At 65.9% G+C, this 11,725-nt stretch carries 11 protein-coding genes; 6 read left to right on the top strand and 5 right to left on the bottom strand.

The genetic code is table 11. The annotated features are described in order from the left end of the window. Positions 1-3: 3 nt before the first annotated feature. Positions 4-633 carry a DUF1285 domain-containing protein gene (locus LB532_RS19385; protein ID WP_140639856.1) on the bottom strand — a complete coding sequence of 210 codons (630 nt, stop codon included), beginning with the start codon at positions 631-633 and terminating at the stop codon, positions 4-6. Between the two features lie 135 nt (positions 634-768). On the opposite strand from LB532_RS19385, the gene LB532_RS19380 reads away from it, so the two are divergent. The 4 genes from LB532_RS19380 to LB532_RS19365 all read left to right on the top strand — a co-directional run bounded on the left by LB532_RS19380 (position 769) and on the right by LB532_RS19365 (position 7,697). Further along, complete coding sequence (locus LB532_RS19380) at positions 769-1,773, top strand: AAA family ATPase (protein ID WP_140639744.1); 1,005 nt, start codon at positions 769-771, stop codon at positions 1,771-1,773. Next, positions 1,773-2,735: a DUF58 domain-containing protein gene (locus LB532_RS19375; protein ID WP_140639745.1), complete on the top strand. Its 963-nt coding sequence runs from the start codon at positions 1,773-1,775 to the stop codon at positions 2,733-2,735. Before LB532_RS19380 ends, LB532_RS19375 begins: the two co-directional genes overlap by 1 nt. Further along, a complete protein-coding gene (locus tag LB532_RS19370) occupies positions 2,732-5,554 on the top strand; it encodes a DUF4159 domain-containing protein (RefSeq protein ID WP_140639746.1) in 2,823 nt (940 codons plus the stop codon). Before LB532_RS19375 ends, LB532_RS19370 begins: the two co-directional genes overlap by 4 nt. 64 nt (positions 5,555-5,618) lie before the next feature. Then, positions 5,619-7,697, top strand: a complete 2,079-nt coding sequence (locus tag LB532_RS19365; protein ID WP_140639747.1) for a hypothetical protein — start codon at positions 5,619-5,621, stop codon at positions 7,695-7,697. Between the two features lie 102 nt (positions 7,698-7,799). On the opposite strand, the gene clpS is transcribed toward LB532_RS19365, so the two are convergent. The 4 genes from clpS to LB532_RS19345 all read right to left on the bottom strand — a co-directional run bounded on the left by clpS (position 7,800) and on the right by LB532_RS19345 (position 9,319). Next, complete coding sequence (gene clpS / locus LB532_RS19360; RefSeq protein WP_140496053.1) at positions 7,800-8,105, bottom strand: ATP-dependent Clp protease adapter ClpS; 306 nt, start codon at positions 8,103-8,105, stop codon at positions 7,800-7,802. Positions 8,106-8,204: 99 nt separating this feature from the next. After that, positions 8,205-8,528: a hypothetical protein gene (locus LB532_RS19355; RefSeq protein WP_140639748.1), complete on the bottom strand. Its 324-nt coding sequence runs from the start codon at positions 8,526-8,528 to the stop codon at positions 8,205-8,207. A gap of 213 nt (positions 8,529-8,741) precedes the next feature. Beyond that, positions 8,742-8,978: a hypothetical protein gene (locus tag LB532_RS19350; RefSeq protein WP_140639749.1), complete on the bottom strand. Its 237-nt coding sequence runs from the start codon at positions 8,976-8,978 to the stop codon at positions 8,742-8,744. Positions 8,979-9,016: 38 nt separating this feature from the next. Next, the gene (locus tag LB532_RS19345; protein WP_140549836.1) at positions 9,017-9,319 is read right to left on the bottom strand and encodes a hypothetical protein; all 303 of its coding nucleotides are present in this window, start codon (positions 9,317-9,319) and stop codon (positions 9,017-9,019) included. A 282-nt stretch (positions 9,320-9,601) separates the two neighbouring features. Here LB532_RS19345 and LB532_RS19340 point away from each other — a divergent pair, with 282 nt between their 5' ends. Both LB532_RS19340 and LB532_RS19335 read left to right on the top strand, forming a co-directional pair. Then, the gene (locus LB532_RS19340; RefSeq protein WP_140639750.1) at positions 9,602-10,318 is read left to right on the top strand and encodes a response regulator; all 717 of its coding nucleotides are present in this window, start codon (positions 9,602-9,604) and stop codon (positions 10,316-10,318) included. Beyond that, the gene (locus LB532_RS19335) at positions 10,315-11,724 is read left to right on the top strand and encodes an ATP-binding protein (RefSeq protein WP_140639751.1); all 1,410 of its coding nucleotides are present in this window, start codon (positions 10,315-10,317) and stop codon (positions 11,722-11,724) included. Before LB532_RS19340 ends, LB532_RS19335 begins: the two co-directional genes overlap by 4 nt. Position 11,725 lies beyond the last annotated feature (1 nt).

Below are 11,725 nucleotides of genomic sequence, written 5' to 3'. Positions count from 1 at the left end.
CCGTCACGCGCTCAGCTGCCTCAGCCTGTCGGCCGGCATGATCGGATAGGCCTGGCCTTTCGAGCGAACGGCAAACATCAACCTGCCGTCGATCTCGATTTCCTCGCCATGCTCGACCAGTTCGTACATCACCGGCCGCGCCACCAGCGCCTCCAGCCGCCCGCGCACCAGCACATAAGGCTTCAGCCCGCCGGTCTCGTGTTCGTCGACGAAGCGCAGCGGCCGCTCCGGCCCGGCCTCGACGACGTCGCCGACATTGGTGCGAAACGTGATGATCTGGCTCTCGCCACTGCCCGAGACATCCAACTCGACGGCGATGAAGGGTGCGTCGGCGACGCGGATGCCGACCTTTTCCACCGGCGTCACCAGATAGGTCCTGCCGTCCGCGTCCTTGCGCAGCACCGAGGAAAAAAGCTGCACCAGCGGCATGCGGCCGATCGGAGTGCCGAGATAGAACCACGTGCCGTCAGCCTTAATTTCCATATCCAAATCGCCGCAGAAGTCGGGATTCCAGCGCTCCACCGGGGCCGGCCCCTTGCCGGCGCGGGCCGCGCGCGAGATCAGCGCCTCAAGGCCGCGCGCCTCGGTCGCGGCCGCCAGGCTTTGCTGTCTTTGTTCGGAGCCCTCTGCCATCGTCACGAAATAGTCACTGTTGTTGCGCTTGTCAGCCTAACTCTGTGATTTAAATTTGACGGCAGGCGCCAGACGGAGCCGAATCGCGGCATTCTGCGTCAAGCTGGTATTTCCAACCACAAGGATCGATGCTGCATGAGCGTGATGGTCAAGGAAAGCCCGATCAGCGAAAAAGACATGATCGCCGAGGTCGAGAAGGCGCTGGCCGACATTTCCAGGGTCCGCGACGGGGTCGGTCGCATCATCTTCGGCCAGGAAAGTGTCGTCGAACGCGCTTTGGTGGCGCTTCTGGCCGGCGGCCACGCGCTGCTGGTCGGCGTGCCCGGCCTCGCCAAGACCAAGCTGGTCGAGACGCTGGGCATCGTGCTCGGCCTCGATTCGCGTCGCATCCAGTTCACCCCCGACCTGATGCCCTCGGACATTCTCGGCTCCGAGGTGATGGAGCAGGACGAATTCGGCAAGCGCTCCTTCCGCTTCATTTCGGGGCCGATCTTCGCGCAGTTGCTGATGGCCGACGAGATCAACCGCGCCTCGCCGCGCACCCAGTCGGCGCTGCTGCAGGCCATGCAGGAGTATCACGTCACCATCGCCGGTGCCCGCCACGACCTGCCCTCGCCTTTCCATGTGCTCGCGACGCAGAACCCGCTGGAGCAGGAAGGCACTTATCCGCTGCCCGAGGCACAGCTCGACCGTTTCCTGATGCAGGTCGACATCCTCTATCCCGAACTCGAGGCCGAGCGCCGCATCCTTTTGGAAACCACCGGCGTCGAGGACGCGAGGGCGCAGAATGTGCTGCAGCCGGCACGGCTGAGGGATATCCAGACGCTGATCCGCCGCATGCCGGTGCCTGAAAGCGTGGTCGAGGCGATCCTGGCCCTGGTGCGTTCGGCGCGCCCCGGCCAGGGCAATGCCGAGACCGACAGGCATGTCGCCTGGGGCCCGGGTCCCCGGGCCAGTCAGGCACTGATGCTGTGCACGAGGGCGCGCGCGCTCTATGATGGGCGGCTGGCGCCGTCAATCGACGATGTGCGTGCTCTGGCCGAGCCGGTGCTCCAGCACCGCATGGCGCTGACCTTCGCCGCCCGCGCCGAAGGCACCAGCGTGCGCGACGTGGTGGCCAAGCTCGTGAAAGGTATTTGATGGCGCGCATCGGCGAGCTCCAGGCTCCGGCAGCGACGCGCGACGCGCTCGCCCGCGGCCGGTTGCGGGCTTCGCTCGTGCCCGACCTGCTGGTCGAGGCGCGCCGCATCGTCAACACCGTGATCGCGGGCTGGCATGGCCGCCGCAAGCGCGGCATCGGTGAGAATTTCTGGCAGTTCCGGCCCTATGTCGAAGGCGATTCCTCGCGCATCGACTGGCGCCGCTCGGCCCGCGACGACCACACCTATGTGCGCGACCGCGAATGGGAAGCGGCCCATACGGTGTGGCTGTGGGCCGACCCCTCGCCGTCCATGCTCTACAAGTCGTCCGGTGCCGCCGTTTCCAAGCAATCGCGCGGCCTGGTGCTGGCGCTGGCCATGGCCGAGCTGTTGTCGCGCAGCGGCGAGCGCATCGCCTGGCCCGGCCTTACCGATCCGTTCACCGCCCGCAATGGCGCGGAGCGCATCGCCGCCCAGCTCATGCATGCCGGCGAGTTGCCGGCCAAACCCGATCTCTCCGGCATCCGCCGCTTCTGCGACATCGTCATCGCCAGTGATTTCCTCGACCCGGTGGAGGAGACCATGGCCTGGCTCGACGTGCTCGCCCGCCACGGCGTGCGCGCACATCTGATCGAGGTCGCCGATCCGGCCGAGGAGACATTCCCCTATGCCGGCCGCACCGAATTCACCGACCCGGAGAGTGGCGACAAGCTGACCGCCGGACGCGCCGAGATGCTGGCCGATGAATATCGCCTGCTCTATGGCGCCCGACGCCAGGAACTGGCCAGCTGGTGCAAGCGGCTCGGCTGGAGCTTCACCGTCAACCACACCGATCGACTGGCTTCCGACGCCCTGGTACGCCTGCACATGGCGATGACCGATGGCGGTCAGTCCAGGCTGACCGCTGTTGGCCACGCCGGCATGATCGCCGGTGGCGATCAGCTTGGAAAGGCCGTCGCATGAGCTGGCTGCCGCTCTCCTTTGGCGCGCCCATGCTGTTGTGGGGTCTTTTGGCACTGCCGGTGATCTGGTGGCTGCTCAGGCTGACTCCGCCCAGGCCGCAGACCGAGGTGTTTCCGCCGTTGAAGATCCTGGCGCGCGTGCTGAAGCGCGAGGAAACCCCGCAGCAGAGCCCCTGGTGGCTGACACTGCTCAGGCTGCTGATGGCGGCGCTCATCGTCGCCGCCCTTGCCGAACCGGTCTTCAATCCGCGCGAGAAATTGCCGGCCGAGGGCGCGGCCTTGGCGCTGGTCGTCGACAATGGCTGGGCAAGCGCCGCCGACTGGAACAAGCGCATCGCAACCGCCGAGCGGCTGATCGCCGACGCCGGTTCGAACGGCGTGCCGATCATCATCGCCTTCACCGCCGAAAAACCCAATGCCGAGATCGGCCCGTTCGATGCTGCCGCAGCGCTCGACCGGCTGCGCGCGGCAAAGCCGCGGCCGATCCCGACCGACCGGCCGGCGGTCTACGCCCGCGTCGCCGCCGCGCTGGAGCGCCTGCCGGGCGCCAGCGTCGCCGTGCTGGCCGACGGCCTGGCGGCGAAGGGCGATGACGCCGCCTTCAACACGCTCCTGTCCAAAAACGCCGCCCGGGTCGTGTGGGCCGTTGCCGACCGGATGTCGCTGACCGGCCTGACGGGCGCCGAGAACGAGGTCGACGGTTTTGCCCTCACCGCCATCCGGCCGCCCGGCGATGCGGCCCCGGCGCAAGTCACCGCCGGCGCATTCGACGACAAGGGCCGCCGCATCGCCGATGCGACGCTGACTTTCGCACCCGGCCAATCCACCGCCACCGGCACCATGGCGGTGCCGTTCGAGCTGCGCAACGATTTCGCCTCGATCGCGCTCGATGGCGAGCGTCAGGCGGGCGCGGTGCGCGTGCTGGACGAAAGCTCCAAGCGCCGCCGCGTCGGACTCCTGTCGCAGGCCGAGGCCGACCAGGCGCAGCCGCTGCTGTCGCCGCTCTACTATATCAGGCGCGCGCTGCAGCCCTTCGCCGACCTGGTCGAACCCTCCAGCGCCGACCTGGCCGACGCCATTCCGCAGATCCTCGACCAGAAGCCCGCGATGATCGTCATGGCCGATATCGGCACCATTCCCGCACAGATCAGGCCAAGGCTCGTCGACTGGGTTGAAAAGGGCGGCACCCTGGTGCGTTTCGCCGGGTCGCGACTGGCCGCCGCCGGCAATGACGACGACCTTCTGCCGGTGCGTCTGCGCACCGGCGAACGCTCGCTCGGCGGCGCACTGTCATGGACCACGCCGCAACCGGTCACCGAATTCCCCAAGGCTGGCCCCTTCGCCGATCTGGCGCCGCCGACCGAGGTGACCGTTTCCAGGCAGGTGCTGGCAGAACCGACGCCCGATATCGTCGAGCGCACCTGGGCAGCGCTTGCCGACGGTACGCCGCTGGTCACCGGGCTGAAGAAGGGCAAGGGCACGCTGGTGCTGTTCCACGTCACGCCCGAAGCGACCTGGTCGAACCTGCCGATCTCCGGCAGCTTCGTCGAGATGCTGCGCCGCATCGTGCAGTTGTCGCGCAACCAGGGCGCCGCCATCGCCAATGCCGAAGCCGCCGCCACCTCGCTGGCGCCCTACCGCATGATAGCGGCCGACGGAATGCTGGTGCCGCCGACGCCGGATGCGCGCCCGCTGGTGCCGGGCGCCGGCGCTCTGCCGGTGACGTTCGAGAACCCGCCCGGCCTCTATGGCTCGGAGGCCGGCGTCTTCGCCCACAATCTGCTCGATGCGACAAGTACGCTCGCGCCGCTGGCGCGCCCGCAAATCACCGTCCCGGTTACCACGATCCAGTACGCCTTTGACGAATCGCGCAATTTGAAAGGCGCGCTGGTGGCCGCCGCGCTGGCGCTGATGGTGCTCGATACGCTGGCGGTGTTCTGGATGGGTGGCCTGTTCTCACGAAAGCCGCGCCGCGCCGGCGCCGTGGCCACCACGGCGGCCATTCTGATCGGGCTCGGCGCGCTGTTCGGCCAGGTCGGCGCCGCGCGCGCCGACGATGCCAAGCCTGGCGACACCGCCGCCATAGAGGACATCTCCAAGACCCGCATCGCCTATGTGCTGACCGGCGTGCCCGGCGACGATTCGATCAGCCGCGCCGGGCTCGAGGGCCTGACCCGCTTCCTCATCGAGAAGACCGCGCTCGAGCCGGGCGCGCCGGCCGGCGTCGACATCTCCAAGGACGAGCTGTCGTTCTTTCCCCTCATATATTGGCCGATCGATCCGGCCGCAGCCATGCCCAGCCAGGCCGCGATTGCCCGTATCGATGCCTATATGCAGCAGGGCGGCACCGTGCTGTTCGACACGCGCGACCAGTTCGCCAACGGCATCGGCGCCGACTCGACCAGCCCCGCCACCGAGCGGCTGCGCGACATCCTCGGCAACCTCAACGTGCCGCCGCTGGAGCCGGTGCCGTCGGATCATGTTCTGACCAAATCCTTCTTTATCCTGCCCGAATTCCCTGGCCGCTTCGGCGGCAGCCCGCTCTGGGTCGAGGCATCGCTCGACGCCAGCAATGCCGAAAACCGGCCGGTGCGTACCGGTGACGGCGTCTCGCCGATCATGATCACCGCCAATGATTTCGCCGGCGCCTGGGCCGTCGACGAGAATGGCGACCCGCTGCTGCCTACCGTGCCCAACGATCCGATGCAGCGCATCTATGCGCTGCGCGCCGGGGTCAACATTATGATGTACATGCTGACCGGCAACTACAAATCCGACCAGGTGCACGTGCCCATATTGCTTGAACGGTTGGGGCAGTAAGATGAAGCTCTTTCTTGTGCCCGCCCCGCGGATCTGCCCTCCCCTGCAAAGCGGAGGGTAAGACGTGAACTGGTCTATCTCCTTCGAACCGCTGATCTCCTGGCCGCTTTTGGCCCTGGTGCTGGTGCCGCTGGCCCTGCTCGCGGCCGTCGGCCTGTGGTTTCGCCAGCGCGGCGCGGTTCTGCGCCTCGTCGCCTTGCTGGCGCTCGCCGCCGCTCTCTTCAATCCGGTGTTCCTCAACGAGGAGCGCGAGCCGCAGCAAAGCGTGGTCGCCCTGATCGTCGACCGCAGCCAGAGCCAGGACATCGGTGAACGGACCAAACAGACCGACGAGGCGCTGGCCGGGCTTGAGCAGCGCCTCGGCCGCTTCAAGCAGTTTGACGTCCGTGTCGTCGAGGCCGGCAAGTCGGAAGCCGCCGAGGAACGCACGGAAACGCGGCTGTTCGGCGCGCTCGAAAACGCCTTCCGCGATGTGCCGCCCTCGCGCATCGGCGGCGCCGTCATGATCACCGATGGCGAAGTGCATGACGCACCCGCCGGCGCGCCTGATTTCAATGCCCCGCTGCACGCCTTGATCACCGGCAACGACCACGAGAAGGATCGCCGCATACGTTTCGAGAACGCGCCGCGCTTCGCCCTCGTCGGCAAGCCGCTCGATATGACCTATCGCGTCATTTCAACCAGCAACGAGACCGGGCCGGTCGATGTGCGCGTTTCGGTCAATGGCGAGCAGATCGCGGTCGAGCATGCCACCGTCGGCCAGGCCATGCCGCTGCAGGTGACCATTCCCAGCGCCGGGCGCAACATCATCGAACTCGCCATCGATCGCGAGCCCGGCGAGCTCACCGACACCAACAACCGCGCCATCGCGCTGGTAGACGGCATTCGCGAGAACCTGCGCGTGCTGCTCGTCTCCGGCGAACCGCATGCGGGCGAGCGCACCTGGCGCAATCTGTTGAAATCCGACGCCTCGGTCGATCTCGTCCATTTCACCATCCTGCGGCCGCCGGAAAAGCAGGACGGCACGCCGATCAACGAATTGTCGCTGATCGCCTTCCCGACGCGGGAACTGTTCGTCGAGAAGATCAAGGATTTCGACCTGATCATCTTCGACCGCTACCAGCACCGCGACGTGCTGCCGATCCTCTACTACGACTACATCTCCGAATATGTCGAAAAGGGCGGCGCGCTGCTGATTGCGGCCGGACCCGAATATGCCGGTGAAAGCTCGATCGCGCGCACGCCGCTGATGTCGGCGCTGCCGGCGATGCCGACCGGCGAGGTCGTCGACAAGGCGTTCTATCCACGCCTCACCGACATCGGCCAGCGCCATCCGGTGACGCGCGGTCTCGACGGTTCTGCCAGCGAGCCGCCGCACTGGAGCCGCTGGTTCCGCACCATCGGCGTGCAGAATCCCGAAGGCGAGGTGGTGATGAAGGGAGCCGACAACCGGCCGCTGCTCCTGCTCGACCGCAAGGGAGAAGGCCGCGTCGGCATGCTTCTGTCCGACCAGGGCTGGCTGTGGGCGCGCGGCTTCGAAGGCGGCGGCCCGCATGTCCAGCTCTACCGCCGTATCGCCCACTGGCTGATGAAGGAGCCAGAGCTCGAGGAGGAACGGCTGACCGCCGACGGGCGCGGCATGGTGCTGGAGATCCGTCGCCAGACCATGGCCGACGACCCCGGCCCGGCCCAGATCATCACGCCCTCCGGCAAGACCATCACCGTCAAGCTCGAAAAATCCGAACCCGGTGTCTTCCTGGGTAGCGCCCAGACTTCCGAGATCGGCCTTTACCAGGTCGGCAATGGCGACCTTACCGCGCTCGCCCATGTCGGGCCGGTTAACGCACCCGAATTCGCCGACGTCGTTTCCACGCAGGACCGGCTGAAGGCTCCCGCCGAAGCCACCGGCGGCAGCGTTCGCAGGCTTGCGGGATCGCCCCTTGGAGGCGGCGACGTGACCTTGCCCTCGATCGTCCCCGTACGGTCCTCGGGAGAAGCGTCCGGCGCCGACTGGATCGGCCTGCGCACCACCGACGACAGCGTGCTCAAGGCGGTCTCGCGCGTGCCGCTGTTCGGCGGCTTCCTCGGTCTCGGCCTGCTGCTGCTGGCGATGGGTTCGATGTGGTACCGCGAAGGGCGGTAGCTTCCTTCTCCCCGTATAGTGACGGGGAAAAGACGCTGTCGCGGATGGTTTCGCCAATTATCGGCGTTGCGAAGGGAGCCAAGGCTATGAAGGAGCCCTGCTCTACTCCTCAGGCTCCGTTGTGAACATCAGCGGATAGCCCTTGGCCTTGCCGGCGTCGGTGGCCCGTGTCGCCTTGGTCTCCGCGACGTCCTTGGTGAAGACGGCGACGACGCAGACGCCGCGCCGATGCGCCGTGATCATCACCCGATGCGCCTGGTCTTCGCTGAGCTTGAACTCGCCCTTCAGCACCGTCACCACGAATTCACGCGGCGTGAAATCGTCGTTGAGCAGGATGACCTTGTAAAGCTTCGGCCGCTCTGTCTTGGGCAGGGTCTGCGTACGGGGTTTTGTCGTGATTTCAGGCATGGGAGCCGACAATTGCGCGAGCCTCGGTTTCGCCCTTATTTCGCACGGGCGAAAGCGAGCGTCCAATCACAGAGCTATGTGGGAAGTGTCGGCCGCAGTTCAACGGCCCTGGCGGCCGAGGCCGCGCCGGGAAGGCGGCAGGTTCCCGGCCGCATCCGACCGGCGTTCCATCCAGGACGCGACCGGCCAGGCAACGACGCAGATCAGCGTCACGCTGGCAAGGGCAATGAGCAGCCAGGTCTGCGCGGGCGTGATGTAATCCCAGTCGGTGGAAATGACGGGCGCGAACAGCGACGGCTCGGTACGGCCGCTGGCAGGATCCGGCACGGGGCTGGCGGTGAACAGGATCAGCAGCCGGGCGGCGCCGGTGGCAACCAGGCCACCAAGCACGATCGAGCGCAGAATGGACGAAAGCCGCTTCATGCGGATTTCCTACAGGGCCGGCCTTGCAATCGGGTTAAGGGTCGGTCGAGGCGAAAGCCGCCGGCACCGGCTTCGGGTACATCGTTGGGGTCTGTCCGTCCGCTTCACGCCGATACGCGGCCTTCCGCTTTGTCGGACAGGAAGAAGGCCGCTCCAGCCAAAACGCAACTGGAGCGGCCTTGTCACAAGGCAGGCAGTGGTGCCCGACCTGGATTAAGCCTTCGGAGCGACCTTCTTGTCGGTCTTCTTGACAGTCTTCTTGGCGGCCTTCTTGTGCTTCTTGGCAGCGACCTTCTTCACCGGAGGCTTGGCGGTCGTGGTCGCCGGAGCGGTGGTCGTCGAGGAAGCAGCCGGAGCGGCGGTCGTGGTGGCAGCGGCGTTGCCGAGAGCCGGCATGGCGAAGGCGAGAGCAACGGCGAGACCGGTGGCGGAGAGGATGGACTTTTTCATGGCTTCATTTCCTTTTCATGCGGGTCGGGTTTCGAGTGTCACTGAACCGGGTCGTTCGGTGTCACCCCCAGCAGCTTCAGAGCGTTGGCGAGCATCCGGATGCCCTGTGCCTGTTTCTTGGCGGCGCAGTACCGGTTGCCCTTTCTCTGAAGTGCCTTTGCCGCGGTGACCTGCGTTGCCGTGGCATGGGTTTCGAGGGCTTCGTCGAATTGGTGGCTGAGATTGGCACACCGCTCGGTCCGGGTGGTGAGCGTCACTTTTGCATCCGATTGTCCAGCAGCGGCTGTGACGAGCGAAATGCCCATCAACGCACCCAGCAAACTGATCGACAACCTTGGCATCGGTTAATCCGTGAACCCGGAGACTTGCGTCGCGGCCAAATGACATGACCGCCACGGCACCGTTATGCCGGCCTAGTTTTTCAGGAGTTTTTCCCGATTATAGAATTTTGTTTCTGGATTGTGTCTGTGCGCCCCGGGCGGGAAGGCCTCCAGGGCATTCGGTGTGGAGATTGCCAGATTTACCTTGCCTTGAAATCCAAGGCACTGGCCAACATATGGCCCGAATTCTATCGTGTGGGTGGCCGCCTGCCGGCTTGGCAGGTCAACGAAGACAGGATCCCCGTGAAATCCGACGCACACATACTGATCGTCGACGACGACAAGGGCATTCGCGACCTGCTGCAGGAGTTCTTCCAGAAGCGCGGCCTGCACACATCGGTTGCCGCCGACGGCACCGAGATGGAAACGATCCTGCGCCGTGCACAGGTCGATCTCATCGTGCTCGACGTCATGCTGCCCGGCAGGAGCGGGCTGGAACTGTGCCGTGACATCCGGGCCCAGTATTCGACGCCGATCATCATGTTGACCGCCGTGACCGAGACGACAGACCGCGTGGTTGGCCTCGAGATGGGCGCCGACGACTATGTGCCCAAACCTTTCGACCCCCGCGAATTGCTGGCCCGCATACGCGCCGTGCTGCGGCGCAACGGCGCCTCCGAGCCCAAGCGCGCCACATCGAAGCAGATCTATCGCTTCGCCGGCTGGACGATGGATTGTTCGCGGCGCCGGCTGACCGCGCCCGACGACGTCAGGGTCGAACTGACCATGGCGGAGTTCAACCTGTTGCAGACCTTCGTCAAGAGCGCACAGCGCGTGCTGACCCGCGACCAACTCATCGAACTCTCCGGCGGTGATAGCGATTATTCCTTCGACCGCAGCATCGACATCCTGGTCAGCCGGCTGCGGCGCAAGATGGAAGATGACCCCAAGACGCCCAAGCTGATCCTGACGGTGCGCAGCGGCGGCTATCAGTTCCTCCCCGAAACGACTTCCGAATGAGACGTTTCCTGCCGCAGACCCTGCCTGTGTGGGTGCTGCTGATCGTCATTGCCGGCCTGTTGATCAGTCAGGTCGCGACGCTCTACATCGTGTCGCGCGACCGCGCGGCCGCCAATGACGTGGTCGATCTCTACCGCCTCAACGACCGCGCCTATTCGCTGGTGCAGCTGATGCATGCCGCCACGCCCGAGGAACGCAAGGCGACCGCATCCGGCCTGTTCAACGCTACCTATGCTCTCACGGTTTCAGACACCCCCGCGGTCACCTCGTCGATCGCCGGCGACGATGAACTCGCCGAGCTGGAAGACATTCTCGTTGGACGGCTGTCGAAGTTCGGCGTCACCGACGCGCGCGTCCGGCGCGATCCGGCGACGCAGGAATCCGACAGCCCCGGCGGCGAGGTCATGAACAGGGACGTCGGCCAGGTGGAACGCGACCTCCTGGTGCTGGCGGCGAACTTCGCCCAGAGCGACAAGCTGACCGCCTCGCTGCGCTTCGCCGACGGCCAATGGCTGAACTTCACCGAGCCGATCACGCCGGTCGGCCCGATCCTGAGCTTCGACAGCCTGCCGCTCTATTCGCTGATAGCGGGGCTGGTGGTGATCATGTCGATCTGGTCGCTGCGCCGGCTGACCGCGCCCTACCGGATGATGGAAACCGCCGTGAACCGGATCGGCAATGACCTCAAGAGCCCGCCGATCGCCGAAAGCGGCAGCCGCGAGGTGCGCGCTGCCGCCAAGGCGATCAACGCCATGCAGGCGAGACTGCGTGAATATGTCGAGGACCGTGAGCACCTGGCCGCAGCGCTGGCGCACGACCTGCGCACGCCGATGACCAGAATGCGGCTGCGCCTGGAGCTGTTGCGCAAATCCGCGGTTCGCGAGGCATTGGCGCACGATCTCGCCGATGTCGAGAGCATCGCCAGCTCGGTTATCGACTTCGCCACTTTCGAGGTGAACGAAGAAAAGAGCGAGCGCATCGACTTCTGGTCGCTGGTGGAATCGATCGCCGACGGCTACGCCGAGGTCTCCTTCGACAATGATGATACGCGCTCGCGCGGCCTGATCTGCATGGCGCGGCCGGTCGCGCTCAAGCGCTGCGTCACCAATCTTGTGCAAAATGCCGTCACCTACGGCAAGAAGGCGCATCTCGGCCTGTACCGGTCGGGCGACATGATCACGCTGGCCATACGTGATGAGGGGCCGGGCATTCCGCAAGCCCAGATCGACGCCGTGTTCGGATCTTTCGTGCGCCTGGAACAGTCCCGCAACCGCCAGACCGGCGGCCTTGGCCTCGGCCTCACCATCGCTCGCAACATCGCGCGCGCCGCCGGCGGCGAGATCCGCCTGTCCAACCATCCGGACGGCGGCCTGCTGACGGAGCTACGCCTGCCGCTGGCGACTTGAG

The sequence above is a fragment of the Mesorhizobium sp. ESP-6-2 genome, from assembly GCF_020164675.1.
Taxonomy (GTDB): Bacteria; Pseudomonadota; Alphaproteobacteria; order Rhizobiales; family Rhizobiaceae; genus Mesorhizobium.
This window is presented reverse-complemented; position numbering and strand designations above follow the sequence as displayed.